Source organism: Candidatus Enterococcus avicola (assembly GCF_047470845.1).
Classification (GTDB): domain Bacteria; phylum Bacillota; class Bacilli; order Lactobacillales; family Enterococcaceae; genus Enterococcus_D; species Enterococcus_D casseliflavus.
In genome coordinates this window covers 43,358-67,377 of record NZ_JBLGTY010000001.1, presented here as the reverse complement: position 1 = coordinate 67,377, position 24,020 = coordinate 43,358, and the positions used below count along the sequence as shown (strand labels likewise).

At 45.4% G+C, this 24,020-nt stretch carries 26 protein-coding genes and 1 other annotated feature; of the genes, 5 read left to right on the top strand and 21 right to left on the bottom strand.

What is annotated here, in order from left to right:
* Positions 1 to 126 precede the first annotated feature (126 nt).
* The 4 genes from pgsA to yfmF all read right to left on the bottom strand — a co-directional run bounded on the left by pgsA (position 127) and on the right by yfmF (position 4,767).
* The gene (pgsA, locus tag ACI3E5_RS00335; protein ID WP_034859101.1) at positions 127 to 708 is read right to left on the bottom strand and encodes a CDP-diacylglycerol--glycerol-3-phosphate 3-phosphatidyltransferase; all 582 of its coding nucleotides are present in this window, start codon (positions 706 to 708) and stop codon (positions 127 to 129) included.
* A gap of 132 nt (positions 709 to 840) precedes the next feature.
* A complete protein-coding gene (locus ACI3E5_RS00330; protein ID WP_325844871.1) occupies positions 841 to 1,743 on the bottom strand; it encodes a helix-turn-helix domain-containing protein in 903 nt (300 codons plus the stop codon).
* Between the two features lie 464 nt (positions 1,744 to 2,207).
* Positions 2,208 to 3,506, bottom strand: a complete 1,299-nt coding sequence (gene yfmH, locus ACI3E5_RS00325) for an EF-P 5-aminopentanol modification-associated protein YfmH (RefSeq protein WP_015508691.1) — start codon at positions 3,504 to 3,506, stop codon at positions 2,208 to 2,210.
* On the bottom strand, positions 3,499 to 4,767 hold the full coding sequence (yfmF, locus tag ACI3E5_RS00320) for an EF-P 5-aminopentanol modification-associated protein YfmF (RefSeq protein ID WP_325844872.1): 1,269 nt from the start codon (positions 4,765 to 4,767) through the stop codon (positions 3,499 to 3,501). The genes yfmH and yfmF overlap by 8 nt, the downstream gene beginning before the upstream one ends.
* Positions 4,768 to 4,928: 161 nt before the next feature.
* Here yfmF and mscL point away from each other — a divergent pair, with 161 nt between their 5' ends.
* The gene (gene mscL, locus ACI3E5_RS00315; protein WP_005226421.1) at positions 4,929 to 5,375 is read left to right on the top strand and encodes a large conductance mechanosensitive channel protein MscL; all 447 of its coding nucleotides are present in this window, start codon (positions 4,929 to 4,931) and stop codon (positions 5,373 to 5,375) included.
* 95 nt (positions 5,376 to 5,470) lie between these two features.
* On the opposite strand, the gene ACI3E5_RS00310 is transcribed toward mscL, so the two are convergent.
* The 13 genes from ACI3E5_RS00310 to ACI3E5_RS00250 all read right to left on the bottom strand — a co-directional run bounded on the left by ACI3E5_RS00310 (position 5,471) and on the right by ACI3E5_RS00250 (position 15,777).
* Positions 5,471 to 5,923 carry a GNAT family N-acetyltransferase gene (locus ACI3E5_RS00310; RefSeq protein ID WP_498820697.1) on the bottom strand — a complete coding sequence of 151 codons (453 nt, stop codon included), beginning with the start codon at positions 5,921 to 5,923 and terminating at the stop codon, positions 5,471 to 5,473.
* Between the two features lie 61 nt (positions 5,924 to 5,984).
* Positions 5,985 to 6,230: a Veg family protein gene (locus ACI3E5_RS00305; RefSeq protein ID WP_005226417.1), complete on the bottom strand. Its 246-nt coding sequence runs from the start codon at positions 6,228 to 6,230 to the stop codon at positions 5,985 to 5,987.
* Between the two features lie 87 nt (positions 6,231 to 6,317).
* Positions 6,318 to 6,881, bottom strand: a complete 564-nt coding sequence (locus tag ACI3E5_RS00300) for a sigma-70 family RNA polymerase sigma factor (RefSeq protein WP_115231489.1) — start codon at positions 6,879 to 6,881, stop codon at positions 6,318 to 6,320.
* A 95-nt stretch (positions 6,882 to 6,976) separates the two neighbouring features.
* On the bottom strand, positions 6,977 to 7,495 hold the full coding sequence (locus ACI3E5_RS00295) for an NYN domain-containing protein (RefSeq protein ID WP_010748486.1): 519 nt from the start codon (positions 7,493 to 7,495) through the stop codon (positions 6,977 to 6,979).
* A complete protein-coding gene (gene rlmB / locus ACI3E5_RS00290; protein ID WP_325844873.1) occupies positions 7,492 to 8,331 on the bottom strand; it encodes a 23S rRNA (guanosine(2251)-2'-O)-methyltransferase RlmB in 840 nt (279 codons plus the stop codon). Before rlmB ends, ACI3E5_RS00295 begins: the two co-directional genes overlap by 4 nt.
* Complete coding sequence (locus ACI3E5_RS00285; protein ID WP_015508687.1) at positions 8,297 to 8,719, bottom strand: Mini-ribonuclease 3; 423 nt, start codon at positions 8,717 to 8,719, stop codon at positions 8,297 to 8,299. Before ACI3E5_RS00285 ends, rlmB begins: the two co-directional genes overlap by 35 nt.
* Entirely contained in the window at positions 8,716 to 10,128 is a 1,413-nt protein-coding gene (cysS, locus tag ACI3E5_RS00280) for a cysteine--tRNA ligase (RefSeq protein WP_015508686.1), read from the bottom strand. Before cysS ends, ACI3E5_RS00285 begins: the two co-directional genes overlap by 4 nt.
* Positions 10,121 to 10,657 (bottom strand): serine O-acetyltransferase EpsC, encoded by a 537-nt coding sequence (gene epsC / locus ACI3E5_RS00275; RefSeq protein WP_026008130.1) that lies wholly within the window; start codon positions 10,655 to 10,657, stop codon positions 10,121 to 10,123. The genes cysS and epsC overlap by 8 nt, the downstream gene beginning before the upstream one ends.
* A 65-nt stretch (positions 10,658 to 10,722) precedes the next feature.
* Positions 10,723 to 10,921: a binding site (T-box leader), on the bottom strand.
* On the bottom strand, positions 10,918 to 12,375 hold the full coding sequence (gene gltX / locus ACI3E5_RS00270; RefSeq protein WP_016608945.1) for a glutamate--tRNA ligase: 1,458 nt from the start codon (positions 12,373 to 12,375) through the stop codon (positions 10,918 to 10,920). It overlaps the preceding feature by 4 nt.
* A 169-nt stretch (positions 12,376 to 12,544) precedes the next feature.
* The gene (locus ACI3E5_RS00265; protein WP_005226396.1) at positions 12,545 to 13,684 is read right to left on the bottom strand and encodes a PIN/TRAM domain-containing protein; all 1,140 of its coding nucleotides are present in this window, start codon (positions 13,682 to 13,684) and stop codon (positions 12,545 to 12,547) included.
* A 35-nt stretch (positions 13,685 to 13,719) separates the two neighbouring features.
* A complete protein-coding gene (locus ACI3E5_RS00260) occupies positions 13,720 to 13,851 on the bottom strand; it encodes a hypothetical protein (RefSeq protein ID WP_325907255.1) in 132 nt (43 codons plus the stop codon).
* 1 nt (position 13,852) lies between these two features.
* The gene (radA, locus tag ACI3E5_RS00255) at positions 13,853 to 15,223 is read right to left on the bottom strand and encodes a DNA repair protein RadA (protein ID WP_005226394.1); all 1,371 of its coding nucleotides are present in this window, start codon (positions 15,221 to 15,223) and stop codon (positions 13,853 to 13,855) included.
* Between the two features lie 44 nt (positions 15,224 to 15,267).
* Positions 15,268 to 15,777 (bottom strand): dCTP deaminase/dUTPase family protein, encoded by a 510-nt coding sequence (locus tag ACI3E5_RS00250; RefSeq protein WP_325844876.1) that lies wholly within the window; start codon positions 15,775 to 15,777, stop codon positions 15,268 to 15,270.
* Positions 15,778 to 15,966: 189 nt separating this feature from the next.
* Between ACI3E5_RS00250 and proB the strand changes: the two genes are divergently transcribed.
* Both proB and ACI3E5_RS00240 read left to right on the top strand, forming a co-directional pair.
* Positions 15,967 to 16,782, top strand: coding sequence for a glutamate 5-kinase (proB, locus tag ACI3E5_RS00245; RefSeq protein WP_005226390.1), 816 nt, complete (start codon positions 15,967 to 15,969; stop codon positions 16,780 to 16,782).
* Positions 16,779 to 18,023 carry a glutamate-5-semialdehyde dehydrogenase gene (locus ACI3E5_RS00240; protein ID WP_325844877.1) on the top strand — a complete coding sequence of 415 codons (1,245 nt, stop codon included), beginning with the start codon at positions 16,779 to 16,781 and terminating at the stop codon, positions 18,021 to 18,023. Before proB ends, ACI3E5_RS00240 begins: the two co-directional genes overlap by 4 nt.
* 103 nt (positions 18,024 to 18,126) lie before the next feature.
* Here the strand turns inward: ACI3E5_RS00240 and ACI3E5_RS00235 are convergent, their stop codons facing one another.
* The gene (locus tag ACI3E5_RS00235; protein ID WP_325844878.1) at positions 18,127 to 18,528 is read right to left on the bottom strand and encodes a DUF4809 family protein; all 402 of its coding nucleotides are present in this window, start codon (positions 18,526 to 18,528) and stop codon (positions 18,127 to 18,129) included.
* A 150-nt stretch (positions 18,529 to 18,678) separates the two neighbouring features.
* Here ACI3E5_RS00235 and ACI3E5_RS00230 point away from each other — a divergent pair, with 150 nt between their 5' ends.
* Complete coding sequence (locus ACI3E5_RS00230; protein WP_010748476.1) at positions 18,679 to 18,882, top strand: hypothetical protein; 204 nt, start codon at positions 18,679 to 18,681, stop codon at positions 18,880 to 18,882.
* Positions 18,883 to 18,937: 55 nt separating this feature from the next.
* Here ACI3E5_RS00230 and ACI3E5_RS00225 read toward each other — a convergent pair whose 3' ends face one another.
* Positions 18,938 to 19,756 carry a ZIP family metal transporter gene (locus ACI3E5_RS00225; RefSeq protein ID WP_016608938.1) on the bottom strand — a complete coding sequence of 273 codons (819 nt, stop codon included), beginning with the start codon at positions 19,754 to 19,756 and terminating at the stop codon, positions 18,938 to 18,940.
* 208 nt (positions 19,757 to 19,964) lie between these two features.
* Between ACI3E5_RS00225 and ACI3E5_RS00220 the strand changes: the two genes are divergently transcribed.
* Positions 19,965 to 21,587, top strand: a complete 1,623-nt coding sequence (locus tag ACI3E5_RS00220) for an ABC-F family ATP-binding cassette domain-containing protein (protein ID WP_005226380.1) — start codon at positions 19,965 to 19,967, stop codon at positions 21,585 to 21,587.
* 100 nt (positions 21,588 to 21,687) lie between these two features.
* Here ACI3E5_RS00220 and ACI3E5_RS00215 read toward each other — a convergent pair whose 3' ends face one another.
* Positions 21,688 to 22,563 (bottom strand): DegV family protein, encoded by an 876-nt coding sequence (locus ACI3E5_RS00215; RefSeq protein ID WP_016611673.1) that lies wholly within the window; start codon positions 22,561 to 22,563, stop codon positions 21,688 to 21,690.
* A 140-nt stretch (positions 22,564 to 22,703) separates the two neighbouring features.
* Entirely contained in the window at positions 22,704 to 23,996 is a 1,293-nt protein-coding gene (locus tag ACI3E5_RS00210) for an adenylosuccinate synthase (protein WP_005232916.1), read from the bottom strand.
* Positions 23,997 to 24,020 lie beyond the last annotated feature (24 nt).

The window sequence follows — 24,020 nt, the reverse complement described above, 5'->3', positions numbered from 1 at the left end:
TTATCAGATACGTAAAAGTCTTTCATATTGACAAAAAAAGTCCAGAAAACTTCTGAACTTTCGTGACTTGTATCCTTGTTTTTATCGCTTCTTTATCTAGATCTAGAAAATCTAGATCTAGAAATTTTACATAGAATTTTTAAAAACATTCGTATTTTTTATGAAATAATCGACCCCGGAATAGATCGTGAAGATCAAACATAGATACAACATGATTTGATCGATAGGCAAACCGATCATTGAAAAGGGAATGTTGTTCAAGAACAAGAAAATGATCGCAACCATTTGTGTCGCGGTTTTGATTTTCCCTGGCCACGCAGCAGCCATGACTTCCCCGCTTTGTTCCACTAACAACAAGCGTAAACCCGTCACTGCCAACTCGCGGCAAACGATGATCGAAACTACCCAGCCTGGGGCTTTGTCTAATTCAACCAGCATGATAAAAGCCGTCATGACGAGCATTTTATCTGCTAACGGGTCAGCAAACTTCCCGAAGTTGGTAACAAGGCCTCTGGAACGAGCGATCTTGCCATCTAGCCAGTCTGTAATGCTGGCTGCCGCAAAAAGGATCGCTGCAATAAGGTGCGTGTTTTCTAATTGTGTCGTACCAACGGTCAGCGTACCAAGATCGATTGGCAAAACCAAGACCAAAATAAAGATGGGGATCATAATGATCCGTAATACAGTTAATTGATTGGGTAAATTCACGAAATAGACTCCTCTCTGCCGACTATTGTACGAAATAACGGCAAATCATGCCACTACTTCTGCTTTTCAATGGTCGGATGCAACAGATAACTTTTTAGCTAATGATACCTCAATAAGGCGCATTTGTCAGATTTATGCCGCATCGTCTTGGTATTCAATCACGAGGCGGACTGTCTTTTGTAACAATTCAAATTGCGGATCAGAAAAGTCCACGTCCTGACCATTGGCAGTGATGGAGATGTTTTGGCTCGCGCCCAGGGTCAAAGTCGCATTCGTGGCGCCTTCTGGCAGCATCATCGATTGCGTTTCTCCCGCTTGAACAGTGTATTGGTACACATAAGCGTTGTCGACTTGTACACCGACCCAACAAGAAGCATCTAGCCCAGTAAATGCTAATTCAATAGGATTTTCCGCATCTTTCATCGTGATCGTGATCGACGATTGCGTCGAATCACTGGCAGTCATCGTCATTTTCGCTTCGCTGGATTCCGTCGTACTTGAAGACTCCGTCACTTCACTCGAAGTACTGGTTTCTTCCGTACTTGACGTGGTGGAAGCGGTAGACGCTGAATTTTCTACCACAAGAGAAGAGCTTCCTTGGATCATCGGCGTTGTATTCCGGTCTTGCCAAGCCATGTAGCCCACGATACTCACGATCGTAATGGCCACCAGACCTAATAGAATCATCGGCAAATAGCGGACGACAAATGAGCCGCTTTTTTCTTCTACGTGCTGTGCTTTTCGTGAGCCGCTGACGGTTTCAGGCTGCGGTCTTTTTGGTAAGGGGGCGTCTAACGTATCTTTGCCATCAAAAACGGCTACCAATTTGTCGCCGTCTTCTCCAACCGCTGCTGCATATTGGCGAATAAACGCACGGACATAAAAAGTGCCTGGCAATTGATCAAATCGCTCTGCTTCAATTGCTTCTAAATAGCGTTTTTGGATCTTTGTCATTTGTTGTAATTCAATCAATGAAATGTTTTTATCTAAACGGGCTTGCCGTAATTTTGCTCCAATCGTTGTTTCGTTGGCCACTCGATCATCTACTCCAGTCTTTTATTCATCTTTAAAAAAAGCCCTAAAATCGCTTCGCTGCTTGTCGTAAGATCAGCAAAGCTGCTCTATCATTTTAAAACAGGGGTTCCCTGTATACGTCAATAAAAAAAACTCCGTCACGCCGATTGCCATCTGAGCGCGCCGTCTACTAAATATAACATTTTTTCCGTGATTTTTTGTAAAAAAACAAAAAAAGATTTTGCTTCAATAATTAAAGAATACCATAAAAGAAAAAGTCTGAGGATAGCCTAACCACAACTCGCAAACAAATTTTAATACTTTTCGCCAAATTGGCATCAAATTGCAAGAAAAAACCACCCTTTGACGCAAAAAGAAAACACTGAATGACTCAGGAGTTGGCCAGCCCTTGTTCTGTTGGGTGTTCCTCCTTGAATCAGTCAGTGTCGCTTAGATGACAGCTGTTTGACAAAACCAGCCTTCGCTTAGGCTTTTTCTGTTGGATACATGTAAAAACGACTAAACGCTTTGGGATCGATAAAGGAACGAGCCGCTTGCTGGACATCTTCCAAAGTAATCGATTGGATCACTTCTGGCAGATCAAAGAGCGTCGTTTCACCGAATAAACTTTGGGTAAACTGGTTTGCGATAAACTCCAGTGAGTTCAGTGATTGGAAATATTTTCCTAGCATTTTCTTCTTCAATAACGTCAAGTTTTCTTCATTGATCTCTGGATCTTGCGGGAAATTCATTACGATCGCTTCGATCTCTGCCAACATTTTTTCTGGCTCTTCAGAATCCCCCGAGAAGTCGGCAAAGTAAAAGCCGCGATCCAAGTTCACTTCAAACCCAAATGTGTCGTCGATGATGCCTTGATCATACAAACGCAAATAATTGGCGGAAGTATTGCCTAACACCAATTGGCAGAAAAGATTCAACGCATTTTTGAAGCGTAAGAGCTCTCTTCCTGATTTCGGCAGTTTGTTCAAGTCCCCTTTAATCCCTAATACGCCTTTGGCACGTGTTACTGGCATGGTAAGACTTGATTCTGCTTGAATATCGGCAACGGTTTCTTCAGGAAACTGGCGAATGATCGCCTGCGTTTCTGGAAAGGTCTTGGCCGCTTGATTGGTCCGAATCCACGCCATCGTTTCTTCAGGATCGATATTGCCTACCACAAAAAGCGTCATGTTGCTTGGGTGATAGAAAGTATTGTAGCAAAGATACAAGTCTTCTGCGGTGATCTGCGCAATGCTTTCCACCGTACCAGCGATATCGATATGCAAGGGGTGCTTCGGATACAGATTTTTGATGATGCCGAAAAACTGCTGCCAGTTCGGATCGTCATCATACATTTGGATTTCTTGACCAATGATCCCTTTTTCTTTTTCGACGGTTTCTTCTGTGAAATACGGGGCTTGAACGAAATCGATCAACGTTTCAAGGTTCAGCTTGATTTGATCGGTTGCCGAAAAAAGGTAGCTGGTTTTCGTGAAACTGGTAAAGGCATTGGCAGACGCCCCCTGCTGACCAAAGGTTTGAAAGACATCGCCGTCTTCTTTTTCAAACAGTTTGTGCTCTAGAAAATGGGCAATGCCATCAGGGACTTGATGCAATGCTTCGGGTGAAAACCCGAAATGATTGTCGACAGAGCCATAGTTCGTACTGAAAAGTCCGTAAGTTTTATGGAAATCGGCTTTTGGCAGCAAATAAACTTTCAAGCCGTTTGGCAATACTTCTTCATAAAGGGTCTCATTGATTTGCTGATAGACTTTTTTATTCATGGGTCGTCTCCTTATCCAGGAAGAATACAGCTTGCAAGGACACGTTTTGAGCCAATGCTTGGACATCTGCCACGGTCACTTGTGCCAATTTCTGCATAAATTCATCTTCCGTCATTTTCGTATTCGGTACCCACTGATTCAGATAGGCTGTTTCGATCAGTGCTTGTGGGTTATCCAATGAAAGCAAGTACTGGTTTTTCAACATCGCTTTTGTTTGTGCCAGTTCTTCTGCGGTGACTTCGCCACGCTGCAAGCTTTGCAGCTGCTGTTCGATCAATTTGAAGACCTTGTCGCGGTTTTTGCCATCGATCCCTGTTTGGACCGACAAGTACCCACGAAATGTATCGATACTGCTGGAAGCATAATACGCCAAACTTTCTTTCTCTCGGACATTCATAAACAGTTTTGAATGAGGGAATCCGCCAAACAACCCGTTGAAGACCATAAAGGCGATCCGCTCGGCTTGGTCATAATACACGCCAGTATGATAGCCTAAGTTCAATTTGGCTTGGATGATTGGTTCTCGCAAGATTTTCTCGCGAATGATATTTTCCGCCGCTTGCTGATAAAAGACCGGCATTGCTTGGTCTGGCCGATCGGTAAAGGCCATGTTTTGGAAGAGAGCTGCAACTTCTGCTTCAACCACATCGCCGATCACGAAAATATCGATTTGGTCATTGTCCATCATTGAGCGATAGGTTTGGTAAAGCTCTTTTGCGGTCACAGCTTCTAAGTCTTGGGGACGGCCAAAGCTCGGATACTTCTGATTCTGATTCTTTTCGAAATACAACTCTTGCAGCCCTAAAGAAGCCAATGCTTGCTTATCTTCTGCCACGCTGTTCATATAGGCGATCAAGTTGTGCTTTTCGATGGTGAAGTTCTTTTCTTCAAATTGCTCCTCGTGGGCATTCGGATGGAACAAAACTTCTGCTAAAAAAGCGGCTGCTTGCGGCAATACTGCTTCATCTGACACGTACTTCCCGTTGACAAAGGACATCGCTGCATTGATCTGATGCAGATTGCCCCGTTTGTTGACATTCATACCAAAGCTGGCACCGTAAAGCTCTGCCAGCTGGCTGCTAAATGCGGTCTGTGTCGGATAAGCCAAACTAGTCGTTTCTAATAAACTGGTCAATAAGGTCCGTTTGGCGGTCATTTCAGCCTGCAATGGTGCAGTAAACCGAACGAAAAAACGGATCGTTTTATACTTTTTGGTCGGTAGCACCGTTAACCGAACACCTTTTTTTAATTCAATAGACATGTGACACCCCTTCTAGAAGCAAAATTATCTCTTCAATTATAGCATAGCTGACAAACTTTCTCCTCGGCTCGCTGATCAAACCTGTTGCAGCGAGCGTTTTTTTTTATAAATCCCGCGTTTTTCGCTATACTGTCAGTAAGATTTAGAAGGGAGGATACAGGATGATTAAAGAATTTAAAGAATTTATTTTACGAGGAAACGTCATTGACTTGGCGATCGGGGTCGTGATCGGGAGTGCCTTCACCGCAATCGTCACGAGTTTAGTTGAAGGATTGCTGACACCATTGGTTTCATGGATCTTATCACTCTTTGGTAACGCAGATGCCTTTTCTGGCTTGGTCTTTGAACCAGCCAAAAATGTGGTCTTTGATTTCGGCCGCGTAATTACTGCCATTATTACGTTCTTGATTACCGCATTTGTCTTGTTCTTGATTGTCAAAGCAGTCAACAAACTACGCAATCTGAAACAACAACCTGAGGAAGAAGAAGTACCAGAAGTCACTGCAGAGGATTATTTAGAAGAGATTCGAGACCTTCTAAAAGCGCAAACGCCTCCTGCCAACACTGTGGATCCACGTCCAACATCATTGGATGATACGATCCGATAAAAAAACAGCTCTTAGTCAATAAGGTCGAAAGAAGCGATTCGGATTCATCCGATCCATCAATCATAGCGCTAAAAGAAGCAAGCACGCGAACCTCGCTAGAGAGTCGCTGTGCTTGCTTCTTTTTTCATCCCGACATGCAGGATCCCGTCTTCATAAAAAGGCGGTGTAATGGTTTTAAAGCCATACTGGCCGTAGAATTTTTCTAAGTGGGCTTGTGCTTCGATCTCAATAGGCAAAGCTGGATAACACTGCTCAATGCGATGCAAAACTTCTTTGATCAGACGATGGCCTTCTTTTTGCCCACGGTATGCTGGTGCCACAATGACCCGACCAAAATGCACCGTTTGTTCCTGCTGGAAAATACGGGCGTACGATACGATCTGCCCTTCCTCATCAAGGGCCCATAAATGTTTGGCTTGTGCATCGATCGCATCGATCTCTTGATACGCACACGCTTGTTCCACCACAAAAACCGCTGTACGCAAACAGGCAAGCTGATAAAACTCCACCCCAGTCATTTCCCCTAACTCTTTTAGAAAAAACGCCATCCCATCACTCCTTATCTTATTGAACCAAAAAAGAGTCAACAAAGTGTCAACTCTTCTTGTTTCAAACAGCTTCTGATAAAAATTCAATCTCAACAGTTCTAGTTAAAATATCTGAATAACTATAAGAAACCCGCTCGAATGAATTCTCATTTGGATCCAAATCTACAACAAAAACTGAAGGATAAGTTTCTGTCAAAACGCCGCGACGTTCAGTTTGACGCTTACGTCCAGTCTGAGCAACTAGCATAATCTCACTACCGATACGGCCTTCTAAATCTTTCTTGATCGTAGCTAAAGTTGTTGGCATCGCATTCACCTCGAGCATCATCATACCACGAAAAGCAGAAAATTTCAAGTTTACCATAAAATAATTCTACTTTCAATAAGATTTTTGTTAAACACCCTTGATAAGCGCTATCAACTTTGTCCGACCGCGACTGAAAGCGCTTTTTATTTTTTCATAAGGCAGCTTTTCTTGAACGGCAATCTGATCAAGTTCTAATCCTTTTAAATAATTCATTATAACCATTCGTTCTAAAGACGATAAACTTTTCGGATACTCTGCCAACGATTCATTAACGAACAAGTAGGTCTCTGCAGTTTCCGCACAGCGATTATGATCGGTCAAAAACCGATTGCCTTCTTGTAAAAGCTTTTCTTCCAGCGAGCAGGCATCGACTTGAGCTTTGCGTTTTTGGGCATGCTGCGCCCGCAACAGGCTGCAGATACGGTTCTCAAAGGAACGCTTAAACAAGATACCGATCGTCGTTCCTTTGTCCTTATCGTAAGTCTTTAGACACTTATTAAAAACGATCCTGCCTTCTTGCAGCCAATCATCTAAGTCATAATCCCGCAGATAATATTTTTTATGCAAAATCTCAACGATCGGTCGATATTTTCTGAACAACTCTTCAAATCTATCTGAACGGTGCGATACTTGTCTTTCCTTTGTGCGCATCGAGATCACTCCTTTTGTTTTTGGTTCATTTGCTACAAAAGGAGCGTATCATAAATGGCTGGGACATCTTCTAATTTACCAGACCAACTTTGTCCCTAACTAAGGTCTTGCAATTTCTTTTCAAGTTCGGCTAATTGTTCAGGTGACCAAGGGGAATTGCGTCGGAAATTTTCAAACCGCAAGTCGGTTTGATGCTCGTGGATGTCTTTTTCCGTTTTTTCCACGCTTTTGTACAATTCCCGTGCCGAAGTTCGCAAAGCACCTTGAGAGAAGATCACCCACTGTTCGGCTAAATCGCTGGTAGCGACGGTGACTTGGGTCAATCGATTGTTTAATTCACCAGCGATTCGTTCGATGTAGCTGTCGGCGGTCTCTCCTTCTTCGGTAAAAATAACTTCCAGCTGATATTTGGTGTAACTTTGGGTCACACCAGGCACCAGTTGAGCATCAAAAACAACGATGATTTTCAACCCTTCATATTTTGCATAATTCGACAGCCGATTCAGTAAGGCTTCTCGGGCATCTTCTAAACGGTCCTGATTTTTCAAAAGAACCAGCTCCGGCCAAGCGCCAATCATATTGTAGCCATCCACGATCAGCAAAGGGGTTTTCATTGGGACGCCCCATTTCGGCTAGTAAAGGCCTGATACATCAACAAACCTGCCGCCACACTGGCATTTAAGCTCTGCACGTGCCCAGTCATTGGGATCGTCAGCATTTGATCCACTTCTTTTTTCAAACCTTCCCCCATGCCGCGACCTTCGTTGCCGATGATCAAACCGACCGCCCCTTGGGCATTCCATGTGCGGTAATCACTGCCACTCATATCCGTACCGAAGATCCAAAAACCAGCTTTTTTCAGTTGCTGGACTGCTTGGGTCAAGTTGGTCACACGGGCCACAGGGATATGTTCCACTGCACCGGTCGACGTTTTCACCACGATCGGCGTGATCCCCACCGCACGGTGTTTTGGAATGATGATCCCGTCTACGCCGCTGGCATCAGCGGTTCGCATGATGGAGCCGAAATTATGGGGATCTTCTAGATTATCTAAAATCAGATACAGCGGCTGTTCTTTCGTTTGGGCCAACAATTCATCCAAGGTCAAATACTGATAAGGGGTGATCGCCAAGATCATGCCTTGATGGACCCCTTGGTCACTCATCTTATCCAGCTTTTGTTTTGGCACCCATTTGACCGGAACCGCCTGTTCCCGCGCCATTTCTTTCAAACGATCGATTTTTTCTCCCCGTGCTTCTTCGGAAAGAAACAGCTTGTTGCCTCGCCCTTCTTTCAAGGCTTCAGCAACCGCATGATAGCCGAAGACAAAATTATCTTCGATGGCTTCTCCAGCGGCTTCTTTGCGGCGATCCGGTCTATTTTCTTGTCTGGCTTCTGATCGGCCAGCTGTTTTTTTATTTGGACGCTTTCTTTGCGGTTTTTCTCGCATCTTCTTCTCCTACTTTCTTTATACACCAGTCTATTAGCTCGTCTAAGCGTTCTTTTTGCTGCGTGAGGTGCAAATACCCGATCAGCGATTCAAAGCCAGTAGCGATACGATACGTCGTGACATCGGCATTTTTGGCGCCCGTATGGCTTTTACTATTGCGGCCGCGGCGGTAAAAATCATGTTCTTCTTCGGTCAGGATCTCTTCATCCAACATCTTTTGGATCAATGCCGCTTGGGCTTTGGCCGACACATAGTGGGTCGCCATATGGTGCAGTTGGTTCGGGCGGGTTTGGCCTTGGGCGACTAAATAATCGCGAATATAGACTTCATAGACCGCATCCCCCACATAGGCCAATGCCAAACCATTCAATTGTTTATAATCTCTCATGCTTCTCGTCTCCATCGGGTTCCTTGCGGGGTATCTTCTAAGATGATCCCTTGTTCTTTCAACTCATCACGGATTTGGTCGCTGCGGGCAAAATCTTTGGCTTTGCGGGCGGCGATCCGTTCATTGATCAGCTGTTCGATTTCTTCATCCAGCAATTCTTCGGATACAAAATAAATCCCGAAAATCGTCAGCCATTCGCTGAATTTGGCTAATCCAGCCGCTAATAAAGCCAAATCTGTTTCTGGGTCTTCGCTAGCTAAGTTCAGCCACTTCGCCAATTCATAGACCACAGTGATCCCGTTAGCCGCATTGAAATCGTCGTCCATTTCTTTGACGAAACGTTCTTCAAATTCTTCCAGAACCGCTGCATTGACTTCCTCATCGCTGGCTTGATAATGACTGCTATTCAAGCGGAATTTGGCATTTTCATAGGTCGTCCGCAATTTTTGCAGGTTGGTTTGTGCTTCATGCAAGGTAGTCTCACTGTATTTGATTGGTCGGCGGTACTGGGTCGTTGCCAAAAAGAAACGCAGCACCTGCGGATCAACTTTTTTGACCATCTCATGCACCGTGACGAAGTTGCCCAGTGACTTACTCATTTTTTCTTCGTCTTCACCGATCGTCACATAGCCGTTATGCATCCAATAGTTGGCAAAGGTCTTGCCAGTTTTCGCCTCGCTTTGGGCGATCTCATTTTCATGATGCGGGAAGGTCAAGTCTTGTCCGCCTCCATGAATATCGATGGTCTCGCCTAGGTGTTTGGTCGCCATCACCGAGCATTCGATATGCCAGCCAGGACGACCGGCTCCCCAAGGAGATTCCCAAGCGATCTCATCGCCTTTTGCCGCTTTCCACAAAGCAAAATCCAACGGATCTTCCTTGATTTTTTGTTCTTCACCGGTCCGCTGGCTTGCGCCGACTTCCAGCTCATCGATGGATTGGTCGCTTAATTGCCCATAGTGAGCAAATTTACGGGTACGGTAATAAACATCGCCATTGACTGGATAGGCATAGCCTTTTTCTACAAGAGCAGCAATAAAGGCAATGATGTCTTCGATATGATCCATCACACGAGGGTTCATCGTAGCAGGTTTGACGTTCAGCGCTGCGGTATCTTCATTGAAGGCGTTGATAAAACGCTCTGCCACTTCTGGGGCCGTCGTGCCTAATTCTTTTGCCGCACGAATGATTTTATCATCGACATCGGTAAAATTCATCAAATAGTCCACTGTATAGCCGCGGTATTCAAAATAACGGCGCACGGTATCAAACGACACAGTACTGCGGCCATTCCCGATATGGATGTAGTTATAGACGGTGGGTCCGCAAACATACATTTTTACTTTCTTTTCTTCTAATGGCTGAAACACTTCTTTTTCCCGTGTCAGCGTATTATAGATTTTAATCATCGTGGGTAACCTTCTTTCCTTTGATTCGAACGATCTTTGCTGGGATTCCGACAGCAGTTGCTTCTGCGGGGATATCCTTCAAAACCACTGCATTGGCGCCGATCTTTGCACGCTCACCGATCGTGACAGGGCCTAAGATCTGCGCATGGGCTGAGAGAAACGCACCGGTTTTAACCGTGGGATGACGCTTGCCCCGCTCTTTACCGGTTCCCCCTAAGGTGACACCGTGAAACAAGACGACATCATCTTCAATGATCGCCGTTTCCCCGATCACGACGCCCATCCCATGATCGATAAAGACCCCTTGGCCGATCTGCGCACCAGGATGAATCTCGATCCCAGTCAAGAAACGCCAAAACTGGGCCGTCAGTTTTGCCAAAAAATACCAGCGATGCTGAAACAAAAAATGCGACCAACGATGCCAAAACAAGGCATGAAATCCTGGGTATGTGATGATGATCTCCAACGTTGATCGTACCGATGGATCATGTTTTTTTGTTGCCGCAATTGCTTTTTTGAACCAAGTCATCTTCTCACCTACTTTATCCAAACTTCTTGATACGAAAAAAGCGTCTTTCAAATAAGTTACCTTATTCAAAAGACGCTTTTTTGCGTGGTCCCACTTTTGTTCGCAGTTCGGCACTGCCTTCAAGCGGGTAACGTCCGCTGCTTCGTCTTTGACTTGCGCCAAAGCCACTCCTAGGTGCATTTCCTAGCCTTTTTTGACCACTCTCACCTTCCGTGGTCTCTCTGAAAAAAATCGGCTAGTACTTCGTCTATTCGCTGTGTTTATAACACGTTATTCAAATGATCAAGGGCTTTTTCTTTCCCTAATAATTCAACGGTATCTGGTAGTTCTGGTCCGTGGGTTTGGCCTGAGACCGCCACGCGGATCGGCATGAATAAATTCTTGCCTTTGATGCCTGTTTCTTTTTGGATCTCTTTGATGGCTGCTTTGACTGCCGCAGCCTCAACGACTGGCATCGCCTGTAATTTTTCTTTAAAGGCTGTTAAAACCGTCGGTACAGTTTCTCCTGCTAAGACTTCTTTGGCTGCATCATCTAATTCAGGGTGTTCTTCGAAGAACAATTCCGAAAGGTCGACGATTTGTGCCGCAAAACTCATTTGCGGTTGATACAAGGAAACGATTTTTTTCAACCAGGCAGCTTTTTCTTCGGTCAATGTTTCTTCGATGCGACCGGCTTTTACCAAGTAAGGGACGCACATTGCCGTCAATTCATCCAGATCCATTTGTTTCATGTATTGGTTATTGACCCATTCCAACTTCTTGGCATCGAAGGCAGCTGGTGATTTGCTCAACCGTTCAGGATCAAAGATTTTGATCAATTCTTCTTGAGAGAAGATTTCTTCTTCCCCTACTGGTGACCAGCCTAAAAGTGCAATGAAGTTGAACATAGCGTCTGGTAGATAACCCAACTCACGGTATTGCTCGATGAATTGGAGAATCGATTCGTCCCGTTTGCTTAATTTTTTCCCGGTTTCGCTATTGATGATCAACGTCATATGCCCGAATTCTGGTGCTTGCCAGCCAAATGCTTCATAGATCATCAACTGTTTTGGTGTGTTGGCGATGTGGTCATCTCCACGCAGCACATGGGTGATTTTCATATGATGGTCATCGACTGCTACTGCAAAGTTGTAAGTCGGCATACCGTCACGTTTTTGGATGACAAAATCGCCACCGACATTATCTGATTCAAAAACGATCTCGCCTTTGACCATGTCGTGGAATTTGTATTCAGTATTGCGAGAGACACGGAAACGAATCACTGGTTTCAAGCCTTGTGCTTCTTTTTCGGCTTGCTCTTCTGGTGTTAAGTTGGCACATTTCCCTGCATAATGGGGCATTTCGCCACGAGCTCTTTGGCCTTCACGTTCGGCTTCCAGTTCTTCTTCCGTACAATAACACTTATACGCACGATTGCTTGCAAGCAATTGATCGATCAGTGGTTGGTAGATATCGCCGCGTTCTGATTGACGATACGGACCGTATTCTCCTGGATTTTCAGGTGATTCGTCCCAATCCATTCCTAACCATTGCAAGTTTTCAAGCTGGCTTTTTTCACCATCTTCAATGTTTCTTTTTTGATCGGTGTCTTCGATTCGGATAATAAATTCACCGTCATTGTGACGAGCAAACAAATAATTGAATAAAGCCGTCCGAGCATTCCCGATGTGTAAATGTCCTGTTGGACTTGGCGCGTAACGTACACGTACTTTTGTCATTGTTTTCCTCTTCCTTCATCTGATTTCCAAGCCAGCCAAGCTGCTTGGGGCTTATTGTTCAGTTTAGTGGGAAAGACCCGCGTAAAAAACAGAACCCTCAAGTTGAATTGTACAATCAATAACCCAATTAGTAAAGGCAGCTGGCATATTTTACGCCAGCTGCCTAGGATTATTTCTCTGATTTCGATCCTTCTTTGTTGTCGATGCCGCGACCAGAATGGGCTGGTTTGGCAAAAATCATCCGCCCAGCTGCCGTTTGCAAGGCGCTGGTGACGATCACTTCGATGTGTTCATTCATGTAATGCTGGCCATCTTCCACCACGACCATCGTCCCGTCATCTAGATAAGCGACCCCTTGCTGGCGCTCCGTGCCAGCTTTCACCACTAAGACGTGCATGCTTTCTCCTGGAATCACCACTGGTTTGACCGCATTGGCCAACGCATTGATATTCAAGACAGGCACATTTTGAAATTCAGAAACTTTGTTTAGATTGTAATCATTGGTCACGACGACACCATCCAGCATCTTCGCTAACTTGATCAGCTTGCTATCGACTTCGGAAATGTCTTCAAAATCGCCTTCATACATCTCAACTGCGATGCCTTCTTCTTTTTGCAAAGCATTCAAAATATCCAAGCCGCGGCGGCCCCGAACCCGTTTCAAACTATCGCCAGAATCTGCGATGTATTGCAATTCATACAAGACAAAATTCGGGATCAGCAAGACGCCTTCTAAAAAGCCCGTTTTAGCAATGTCATAGATCCGACCATCAATGATCACGCTGGTATCCAAAATTTTGTATTTGTGGAAATGGTCCGCGATTTTTCTTTCCAACATCTGCTGTTCATCTTGCTCTTGGGGCTCTGCCTTTTTGTTTTTCGGGGCAAAGACTTTTTTCCATTCGTCGATCCGTGTCGTCCCGATCTGAAAACCGAGATACCCTAACAGGACCATCACTAAGATTGGGGCGATCCCGTTGATAAAAGGAATATCCCAATTGTAAAAAGGAATCGACACGATCACACCGATCATCAGACCGATGATCGAACCAATTGCGCCAAACAAGAGATACGTTAAGCTCAATTCACTTAGTTTTTCTTCAATTTTGCGAATACCGGCTGCAATATATTTCGCTAATAGTAAAGATAATAAAAAGAAAATAAGGGCTCCAAGCAAACTATTAGTGATGTTATTATTCAGCCATTCATTTTGGGTTTGCCCAATGGCTTGCCATGCGATAGGCATCAGTGAGATCCCCAGACTTGCTCCGGCAAGTACCATTAGTGCGGTAATGACTCGTTTCTGCATACATGTTCCTCCATACTCCAGTAGGTTTCTTTTGTTCAAAAATCCGTGCTGCCAGACAGGCTCCTTCCGCCAGCCAGCGGCTGTCGGTCGGTTGGTTCAACCAAATGAACCAGCAGCGTCAGGGCAAGAGGAGAGGCGATTGCCCCTTGCTCTTGCATTGACTCCACTTTAACGGAAGACTTTCCGCAAGGTTTCGGCTAAGGTAGACACGCCTTCGACTTCGATGCCTTTGGGCGGCTGCCAGCCAGTCAGATTATTTTTCGGCAAATAAACTTTCGTAAAACCTAGTTTTTGCACCTCTTTGACCCGTTGCTCGATCGCGTTGACTCGGCGAATCTCACCCGTCAAGCCAATTTCACCGATAAAACACTCCGTCGGGCTGGTGCCTTTTTCTTTGTAGCTAGACGCGATACTAACAGCGATCGCTAGATCGATCGCGGGTTCATTTAATTTGACCCCGCCGGCTGCTTTTAAGTAGGCATCTTGATTTTGCAGCAGCAAGCCTGCCCGTTTTTCTAAAACCGCCATGATCAGCGAGACGCGGTTGAAGTCTAGCCCCGTCGTCGTGCGTTTGGCATTGCCGAACATCGTTGGCGTGACCAGTGCTTGGATCTCCACCAAGATTGGCCGACTGCCTTCCATTGCCACTACGATCGCCGATCCAGTTGCGCCTTCTAAGCGTTCTTCCAAAAAGACTTGTGACGGATTGGCGACTTCTTTCAACCCGCCTTCTTCCATTTCAAAAATCCCGATCTCATTGGTGGACCCAAAGCGGTTTTTGACGGCCCGCAAAATTCGAAAACTATGGTGCTTTTCGCCTTCGAAATACAAGACGGTATCCACCATATGCTCCAACATCCGCGGTCCTGCGATCGAGCCTTCCTTCGTCACGTGGCCAACGATAAAGATGGCGATGCCATTGGTTTTGGCGATTTTCAGCAATTCTGCGGTCGTTTCTCGCACTTGGCTGACACTGCCTGCCACGCTGGTGATATCCGGTTGGGTCATGGTTTGGATCGAATCGATGATCACATAATCTGGGCGGATGTTTTCGATCGCTTTACTGATCTCTGACATGTCCGTTTCCCCATAGAGATAAAATTCTGTGTCGATGGCGCCTAAGCGCTGCGCCCGCATTTTGATTTGTTCGGCACTTTCTTCTCCTGACACATACAAGACCGTCCCGCCGATCGCTGCTAATTGCTGGGAAACTTGCAAGAGCAGCGTCGATTTTCCGATCCCTGGATCCCCACCGATCAAAATCAAGGAGCCTGGGACCACGCCGCCGCCTAAGACGCGATTCAACTCAGCGAGTTTCGTTTGGACCCGCGGTTCTTTTTTCGGTACGACATCGGCGATTTTCGTCGGCTGCATCTTTTGCCCCGTCAATGTCGTACGTACTCGACGATCGGCGGTTTCTTGGATCACTTCTTCCACCATTGAATTCCAGCTGCCGCAATTGGGGCATTTCCCTAAATATTTAGGGGAACTATACCCACAATTTTGACAGACAAATTGACTTTTTGCTTTTTTTGCCATTGATCTCCTCCACTACTTCTATCAAACAGACCCCCAGGCAGGATTTACTGATTCGAGGAGCCAAAGCCGCCTGTTCGGCTGGCAGTGGTTGTATCTTGATCAGCTTTTAAGAACGGCAAGAAAATTCCTTGGCCGATCCGTTCGCCTTTTTTAATGACGACATCTGTGGGGCCGAAATTGGTAAACTGAAACATGATATGCCCTTCATTATCTGGATTGTCATAGTAATCGCTGTCGATGACGCCGACACCATTCGTCAAGACTAAGAAACGTTTCAAAGGATTGCTGGAACGATTTGTCAGCTGCAAATACTCATCTTCCCCCATATAGGCTTTGATCCCCGTGGGAATCAAGGTTGGCTTCAACTGTTTTGCGGTCTCTTTCGCAAAAAGCGCTTTGACCCCGTCGATCGCGCCCGCTTTCCAAATGCTTGGCACCACGATTTCTTCCGCTGCTTCAAAGTCGTAACCAGCCGCATGATGGGTGGCACGTTGAGGCAAGGTGATGCTTTTTTCTTTATATGCTGTAATAATTTCAAATCCTCGTAATTTCATGGGTTCCTCCAATAATAAAACATATAGCTATTTTAGCATAGGAAGAACTATTTTCTTCATGGAAAACACAATTATCGAAAAGTCTTTACAATTTCTTCGTTTAAAAATAGACCAAAAAGAAAAAAGGACATGACGAAACGCCCGTTTGCGAGTACAATAGAAAAAATATCAAAAAATAGGCGGTGGCATATGCGCGCAGATCTTTCAAACAAAAACCGAATCGTTGTAAAAATCGGCACCAGCTCGTTGATTTATCCCAATGGTGCCATCAATCTAGCTGGCATCGATGAATTAGCCTTTGTCTTAGCAGCTTTGCAAAACCAAGGCAAAGAAATCATCTTAGTTTCTTCTGGTGCGATCGGTGTTGGCATGAACAAGTTGAATTTGAAAGAACGACCCGTGGAGATCCCGCAGCAGCAAGCCGTGGCAGCCGTTGGCCAATCAGAACTGATGACGATCTACAACCAGCGTTTTCAAAGCTATAGCCAGCAGACTGCACAGATCCTGCTGACCAGAGACATCATCGAATTCCCCCAAAGCCGTCAAAACGTTAGCAACACCTTGGAGCAATTACTTACGATGGGGATCATCCCGATCATTAATGAAAACGACACGGTAGCAGTGGATGAATTGGATCATCTCACCAAATTCGGCGACAATGACCAGCTGTCAGCGATCGTCGCTCAGTTGACGAAAGCCGAGCTTTTGATCATGCTTTCTGATATCGACGGCTTTTATTCCGCCAATCCGCTGAATGATCCTGAGGCCGTTTTGTATTCCGAGATCAATGAAATCACCCCAGAACTTTTAGAACAAGCTACGGGAAAAGGCAGTCCTTATGGAACCGGCGGTATGACCAGTAAACTAAAAGCCGCCCAACGTATCTTAGACTTGAACAGTCACATGCTGCTGGCTAACGGCAAGCAGCCGAAAATTATTTTTGACTTGCTCGCAGGGGAACCTGTCGGCACCCACTTTTATCAACGAACGGAGGATGAGCAATGAGCAACTTGCAAACGATCGGTCAACAAGCTCAAGCAAGCGCCCAGACATTAAGCTTACTGAGTGCCAACGAAAAAAACCACCTACTGGCAGCGATGGCCGATGCTTTAGAAAAAGCTGCCGAGACGATTTTAGCTGCTAATCAACAAGATCTAGCCGCCGCAAAAGCCAAAGGAACCAGCCAGACGATGCTGGATCGACTGTTGCTGACAGAACAACGGATCACCGAGATGGCTAACGGCATCCGAGAAGTCGCCCAATTGCCCGACCCAATCGGTGCCGTGGATAAAATGTGGCGCAATGCTGACGATCTTTTGATTGGTCAACAACGAGTGCCTTTAGGGGTCATCGGCATCATCTACGAAGCCCGCCCTAATGTCACCACTGACGCAGCTAGTCTGTGTTTCAAATCAGGAAATGCCGTGATTTTGCGTGGTGGAAAGGAAGCCTTCCACTCCAATCAAGTCCTCGTGACTATTTTACAAGAGGCTTTAGCTGCCAATGGACACTCCCGCCATGCGATCCAGTTTATCGAAGATACGAGCCACGAAACAGCGGCTGAGCTGATGCGGCTGACAGATTACTTGGATGTTTTGATCCCTCGGGGAGGCGCCGGCTTGATTCGTCGTGTCAAAGAGACCGCCACGGTGCCAGTGATCGAAACCGGCACCGGCAACAATCATATCTACATCGACCAAGCAGCCCAGCTGCCGATGGCACTGGCGATCGTCACGAATGCAAAGACTCAACGCCCTTCTGTCTGCAATGCCATCGAAACGATCCTCGTCCATGAAGCAGTGGCAGCGGAGTTTTTGCCTATGGTAGAAAAGCAGTTTGCCGAGCAAGTCGAATTGCGAGGGGATCAAAAAGCATTGGCGTTTTTGAACAATGCACAGCTTGCAACTGAAGAGGACTGGGCAACCGAGTTTTTAGACTATATCTTAGCGATCAAAGTGGTGGCTTCGCTAGAAGAAGCCATTGCTCACATCAATCGCTACAATACGAAGCACTCCGAAGCGATCATCACCGATGATTATTTCGCTTCCCAACGCTTCTTGAAAGAAGTTGATGCGGCGGCGGTTTACGTCAATGCTTCGACCCGTTTCACGGATGGCTTTATGTTTGGCTTTGGTGCCGAGATCGGCATCTCGACGCAAAAACTCCATGCCCGTGGGCCAATGGGGTTAGAAGCACTGACTTCTACCAAATACATTATTTATGGCGAAGGCCAGATCCGTAAATAACGATACGAAAAAACAGCCACTTGCTGTCATGACTTCCAATAGTTAGACTAAAAAGCTAACTTTAAAAGGTCGGTACATGCGCAAGCGGCTTTTTTTCGTCCTCTTATGCTTGTGCAGCCCGCAGAACGAAGGAAATCGGTTCGATGCCAAACAATTCTGTCAGCACTCGATTGGTTGTGGCAAAGACGTCAGCTTCGCAACTCTTTTTCGGACAAGCAATCGTCTGTCCTTTGCTGGAAAACGTATCCTGACGGCTGCCCTCTACGAAAATTACTTCTTGCGTTCCTTTTTGATAGATCAATCCTTCGTCTTCTTCTAATAATAAGCGCGTCTGCCACTGATTGATCTGGGCAATTGGCATCACCAATGCAGCAGCATCCAAGTTTTCTAACGAAAAACTACGACCATCCGGCAGCTGCAGCGTGAAGGTATTGAGTTCATAAGGCAAACAGGCATTGCACCCTCCTTCTGTGATGACTTGGCTCGTGAGAATTTCTGCATTCATTCTTTTTGACTCCTTTCATGATTCATTCATGTTTAGTTTATCACAAACCTATGGCGCACGGCGGAGCAATTATTCCGTCTTAAGTTGGATGTGTTTCTTTTTCTTTCTTGCTATGCTAGGGATAAGAAAAAAAGTCTAGGAGGAGTCACAATGAATACAGAAAGTTTATTAGGAAGAATCGTTACTGTCGTGGCAGTTTTAATCGCAGCATCCCTTGTTTTATCCGTTGTATTAGGCATTATTGGTGGGCTGATCGGATTGGTCTTCCGTTTCGGGATTCCTTTGCTGCTAGCCGTTTTGATCGTTCGCTGGTTAACATCGATTCGCCAAAAGCCAAGAAAATATTATCGTTAATTACAAGTAAATCAAAAACACCTGACTTTTGGAAAGTCAGGTGTTTTTTTATCGATCAGCCTAATGCTACATCTAAAACCATCATTAAGATAAAGCCTAGCATGACGCCAAAGACCGCAAAATGGCGGCGACTAGACAAGGTTTGCTGCGCTTCTGGAATCAATTCTTCCACCACTACATAGATCATAGCACCCGCTGCAAAAGCCAACGCATACGGCAAGACAGCGGACATACTCGTTACTAGCAAAGCTCCGATCACACCGGCGATCGGTTCTACGATCCCTGACGCTTGCCCGTACATAAAGGCTTTGGTTCGGCTTAACCCTTCTTGGCGCAAGGGGATCGAAACGGCTGCGCCTTCTGGAAAATTCTGGATCCCGATCCCGATCGCTACCGAAAGCGCCGCTAAGATCGCTGCTCGCGGATCATCGGCACTAGCCGCCGCCCCAAACGCTACCCCTACCGCCAAGCCTTCTGGGATATTATGCAGCGTGATGGAAAAGACCAGCAAGATCGTTCGCTTCAAATGACTGGGCAAACCTTCTGTTTCATGATTCGGCCCAAAATGCATATGCGGGAGCGTCTTATCTGCTGCATATAGAAACAAACCACCCAAACCAAACCCGATGCTGACCACAAGCCACGGAATGTCGCCATTTTCTTCGGCTCGTGCGATCGCAGGATCTAATAACGACCAGAAACTAGCAGCGATCATCACGCCAGAGGCAAACCCCAGCATCGTATTCAGGACATTTTTATTGATTTCTTTGAAGAAAAAGACTAGCGCTGCCCCAAGCGCCGTCATACCATACGTAAAGATCGTCCCCGCCAACGCTTGCTGCCATGGCGACAATCCAACCAACCAATCCACCATTCGTCTGCTCCTTTGTCTAACTATTCTACCAATACTCTAGCATAGGAAGCCGTCAGGTTCTACTAGGAAGGCAGCAGCAGCCAAAATTTTTCTTTCACCAGCCCTAAGCCTTTCCTGATGAAATCCTCGGCTTTACTTGAAAGTTTCAACATTCATCGCTATAATGCTAGGAGACTCCATGTCAATTTATATAAAGTGAGGAAAAGAATTGATTACAGTAAGTGATGTAAGTTTGCATTTTTCAGACCGCAAACTGTTTGATGATGTTAATATTAAGTTTACGCCTGGTAATTGTTATGGTTTGATTGGTGCAAATGGTGCTGGTAAATCAACTTTTTTAAAAATTTTATCTGGTGAGATCCAACCTTCAACCGGGAATGTGTCTTTAGGTCCTGATGAACGGATGGCTGTCTTGAAGCAGAACCACTATGATTACGAAGAGTTTCCAGTGATCGAAACGGTCATCATGGGCCATAAACGTCTCTACGAAGTGATGAAAGAAAAAGACGCGATCTACATGAAGGAAGACTTTTCTGATGAAGATGGGATTCGTGCCGCCGAACTAGAAGGCGAATTTGCGGAACTTGATGGCTGGGAAGCAGAGCCCGAAGCAGCTGTTCTTTTGCAAGGCTTGAACATTCCCGATGAATTGCATCATGTCTTGATGAAAGATCTAACTGCTGGTCAACGGGTGAAAGTCTTACTGGCACAAGCCCTTTTCGGTAAGCCAGACGTCTTGCTCCTAGATGAGCCTACCAACGGATTGGATATCCAATCTATCAACTGGTTAGAAGAGTTTCTGATCAACTTTGACAACACCGTCATCGTTGTTTCCCATGACCGCCACTTCTTAAATAAAGTTTGTACCCATATGGCCGATCTAGACTTCGGCAAAATCAAATTGTTTGTCGGCAACTATGATTTCTGGTTGGAATCAAGCCAATTAGCTGCGAAATTACAATCCCAATCAAATGCCAAAAAAGAAGAGCAGATCAAAGAACTGCAAGACTTTATCGCACGCTTTAGTGCCAATGCATCAAAATCCAAACAAGCAACATCTCGGAAAAAAATGTTGGATAAAATCACTCTTGATGATATTCAACCTTCGTCTCGCCGCTACCCCTTTGTCGGTTTTAAACCAGAACGTGAAATCGGGAATGACTTGCTGCAAGTCGACAATGTCAGTGTGACGATCGACGGCAAAAAGATTTTAGACAATATCTCTTTCACCTTGAACAAAGACGACAAAGTCGCTTTTGTTGCCAATAGCGATATCACCACCACAACGCTATTCAAAGTCATCATGGGGGAAATCACTCCTGATACAGGTAGTGTTCGTTGGGGCGTGACCACGCAGCATGCGTACTTGCCAAAAGATACGACCAGCGAATTTGATACGGATACCCCGATCGTTGATTGGTTGCGTCAATACGCAAGCAAAGAAGAAGACGACAATACCTTCTTGCGCAGCTTCCTAGGTCGCATGTTGTTCTCTGGTGACGAAGTATTAAAACCCGTCAACGTTCTTTCCGGGGGCGAAAAAGTTCGCTGCATGTTGTCGAAAATGATGCTTTCAAAAGCCAACGTATTGGTATTGGATGATCCAACCAATCACTTGGACTTAGAATCGATCACCGCATTAAACGATGGCTTGATGGCCTTCACCGGCTCATTGTTGTTTGCTTCTCATGACCACCAATTTATTCAAACCCTTGCGAACCGTATCATTGCGGTCTCTAGCAAAGGCGTGGTGGATCGTGCCGAAACGACCTACGATGAATTCTTAGAAAACAAAGATGTCCAAAAACGCGTAGCAGAAATGAATCAATAAGCTGCTTTTGAAAAAAAGAACGCTCCAGTTGCCCGCCACCAAGGCTGCAACTGGAGCGTTTCTTTTATTTTGCCTAGATGCTTCGGGTATTTTTGGCGGGTTACGCTTGTTCTAAACGGGCTTTGCCGAATGAAAACAGCGCCAAGCAGCCGTAGCCGGTATGACTGGAGATCGTTGGACCTAATGGATAATGATGAATAATAATGTCAGGAACTTTTTCGGTCAAACGTTTGATGACTTTCTCCGCTGCTTCGGCATCGCCAGCATTGGCAAAATAAACCGTATTGGTTTTTGATTCGTGAAGATTGGCGATGGTTTGATCCACGATTTTTTGGATCGCTTTGTTGCGTCCCCGCACTCGATCAACGCTGCGTAATTTTCCCGCAGTATCGACGGTAATGATTGGTTTCACGTTCAGCAATCCGCCGATCGCTGCCGCCGTTTTAGAGATTCTGCCGCCGCGTTCCAATTGTTTTAAATCGTCGACGGTGACCCATGAATCTAAACGCAGTTTGTTTTCTTCTACCCATTGGCTGACTTCTAGCAACGAACGTCCTTGGGCTTTTTGTTGGGCTGCTTCAGCCACTAAGAAGCCTTCGCCTAAACTCGCAGAGCGCGTATCGATCAAGGTGATCGCAACTTCTTTGTATTCTTCTTTTAGTAAGGCTACGGCTTGGACGGCACTTTGGAATGAGCCGCTCATTCCTGAAGAAAAACCTAAATAAAGGACCGGTGTGCCCGCTTCGACATACGGCCGAAAATACTCCATATAACGTCCGACATTGATTTGAGAAGTTGTCGGCTGCGCATGTTCTTTTAGTTTTCCTAAAAACCATTCCGTATCAAATTCTTTGCCCATATCATCGATATATTCTTTGCCGTCTAATTCGATCAGCATCGGAATATACGCAACATCTAGCTCCGCTAATCTTGCTGCTGGTAAATCACAGCAGGAATCTGTCATGATTTGAAACATGGTTTCACCCCTCTCGTTACCCCCTATTATAGCAAAAAAAGAACAAGACAGAAGAAATTCTCATCAAAATCAGCCAAACTTATCGTTGACTGCTTTTGACACAGGAAATCTTCGTCTTGTTCTGAAGCTTTTGCGTCAGATTAGATTTGCGCCCAAACACTTTCTAAGATGTTGGTTTGGCTGCGGTCTGGTCCTACCGAGAAGGTCGAAATGCGGACACCGACTAATTCAGAGATGCGGTGAACGTAATTGCGTGCATTTTCTGGCAGATCTGCTAATGTTTTGCAGCCAGTAATGTCTTCAGACCAGCCAGGAAGTTCTTCGTAGACTGGTTTGCAGCGGTTCAACTCTTTCAAGCTTGCTGGGTAATGATAGATCAATTCACCATCTAGTTCATAAGCCGTACAGATCTTCACGGTTTCTAAACCGCTCAAAACATCGATCGAGTTAAGGGATAGGTTTGTAATCCCTGAGACCCGTTTTGAATGGCGCATCACGACGGTATCAAACCAGCCCACACGGCGAGGACGTCCTGTCGTTGTTCCGTATTCACGACCGATCTTACGAATTTGTTCACCTGTTTCATCAAACAGTTCCGTTGGGAAAGGACCATCTCCTACCCGAGAGGTGTAAGCTTTGCAGACACCAACGACTTTGTTGATTTTTGAAGGACCCACACCACTACCGATGGTGACACCTCCAGCAACGGGGTTGGATGATGTCACGAAAGGATAGGTTCCTTGGTCGATATCCAGCATCACGCCTTGTGCCCCTTCAAATAAAACCCGTTTGCCTTCATCTAAGGCATCGTTAAGGATCACCGAAGTATCCGTCACATATTTTTTGATTTGTTGGCCATATTCGTAATACTCTTCAAAAATGTCTTCAAAAGCGATTGGCTCTGCGTCAAACATTTTCACGAATTGACGATTTTTTTCTTCTAAGTTGATACGCAGACGTTCTTCAAAAATTTCTTTGTCTAAAAGATCAGCGATCCGAATGCCGACTCTGGCAGCTTTATCCATATAGGCTGGTCCGATCCCTTTGATCGTGGTACCGATCTTGTTGTCACCTTTGGCATCTTCTTGCAGCTGATCCAAATGGATATGGTAAGGTAAAATAACATGTGCACGATCAGAAATCTTTAAGTTTTCTGTTATTATATTGTTTTCTTTCAAGTATGCTAATTCTTTAACTAATGATTTCGGGTTCACAACGACCCCGTTTCCAATGACACTGATTTTATCTGCATAAAAGATCCCAGAAGGAATCAAATGCAGTTTATAGGTCACACCGTCAAATTTAATCGTATGGCCGGCATTGTCTCCACCTTGATAACGTGCAATGACTTCCGCGTTTTCACTCAAAAAGTCCGTAATCTTTCCTTTACCTTCATCGCCCCATTGTGTACCTACTACTACTACAGATGACATATAATGACCTCTTTCTTTAATTAG